Annotated in this window: 1 protein-coding gene; it reads left to right on the top strand. The window is 58.3% G+C overall.

Features of this window, described 5'->3' with window-relative positions; genetic code table 11:
- Positions 1 to 153 precede the first annotated feature (153 nt).
- Positions 154 to 1,485 (top strand): deoxyguanosinetriphosphate triphosphohydrolase, encoded by a 1,332-nt coding sequence (locus AC1DRJ_RS27305; protein ID WP_477804888.1) that lies wholly within the window; start codon positions 154 to 156, stop codon positions 1,483 to 1,485.
- The last annotated feature ends 31 nt before the right edge of the window (positions 1,486 to 1,516 follow it).

Genomic DNA, 1,516 nt, shown 5'->3' with positions numbered 1-1,516 from the left:
CCTGTGTGCCTGGCCGGTCACCGAGCGAATACAAAATCAATCTTGCATCACCGCGGGGCAACTTTTCATCAATGGTGAGCAATTGCTGCTCATCGACATCGACGCCGCCGGGCTCTAGGCTATGGGATCAGTCACCTGACGGAGAGACCCGCCTTGGATTGGCAAACCCTGCTTACCCGCGAACGCCTCGGAAAGCCTCTGCACAGCCCGGAAGAACTCGGCCGCAGTCCTTTCCATAAAGACCATGACCGCATTATCTTCTCAGGCGCTTTTCGCCGGCTGGGACGCAAGACCCAAGTCCATCCAGTCACCAGCAACGATCACATCCACACGCGCCTGACCCACTCGCTGGAGGTCAGCTGTGTCGGCCGCTCGTTGGGCATGCGTGTCGGTGAAACCATTCGCGGCGCCCTGCCCGACTGGTGCGATCCGAGTGATCTGGGGATGGTGGTGCAGTCGGCATGCCTGGCCCATGACATCGGCAATCCACCTTTCGGTCACTCCGGCGAAGACGCCATCCGTCACTGGTTCCAGCAGGCCGCAGGCCGTGGCTGGCTGGACGACATGAGTGAAGTCGAACGCAATGACTTCCTGAATTTCGAAGGCAACGCCCAAGGGTTCCGCGTGCTCACTCAACTTGAGTACCATCAGTTCGATGGTGGCACGCGGCTGACGTACGCCACGCTGGGTACGTACCTGAAATATCCCTGGACGGCGAAGCACGCTGACTCACTGGGCTACAAAAAACACAAGTTCGGCTGCTATCAGAGCGAACTGCCGTTGCTGGAGCAGATCGCCCATAAACTCGGTCTGCCGCAGCTCGAGGAGCAGCGCTGGGCACGCCATCCGTTGGTTTATCTGATGGAAGCTGCAGATGACATCTGCTATGCGTTGATCGACCTGGAAGACGGTTTGGAGATGGAGTTGCTGGAGTACGCCGAAGTCGAGTCTTTGCTGCTCAACCTGGTGGGCGACGATCTTCCACAAACCTATCGCCAACTGGGCCCACTGGATTCGCGTCGACGCAAACTGGCAATCTTGCGCGGCAAAGCCATCGAACACCTCACCAATGCCGCGGCTCGCGCCTTCGTCGAACAACAAGACGCCCTGCTGGCCGGTACACTGCCCGCAGACTTGGTGGAGCACATGCATGGCCCGGCCAAGCGCTGCGTCTTGAATGCCAAAGACATGGCCAGAAAAAAAATCTTCCAGGACAAACGCAAGACACTGCATGAAATCGGCGCCTACACGACGCTGGAGATTCTTCTGAATGCTTTCTGTGGAGCGGCACTGGAACAACATAATGGTCGAACGCCCTCGTTCAAAAGCCGCCGCATCCTCGACCTGCTGGGCAACAATGCGCCCGATCCTCGCGGCCCATTGCACACTTCATTCCTGCGCATGATCGACTTCATCGCCGGCATGACCGACAGCTACGCCAGCGAAATGGCCCTGGAAATGACCGGCCGTTCAAGCCACGGATGAATACCCGCCGATCCGCTGCTCAGTTCTTTTG

The organism is Pseudomonas sp. P5_B2 (assembly GCF_056400445.1).
This window is presented reverse-complemented; position numbering and strand designations above follow the sequence as displayed.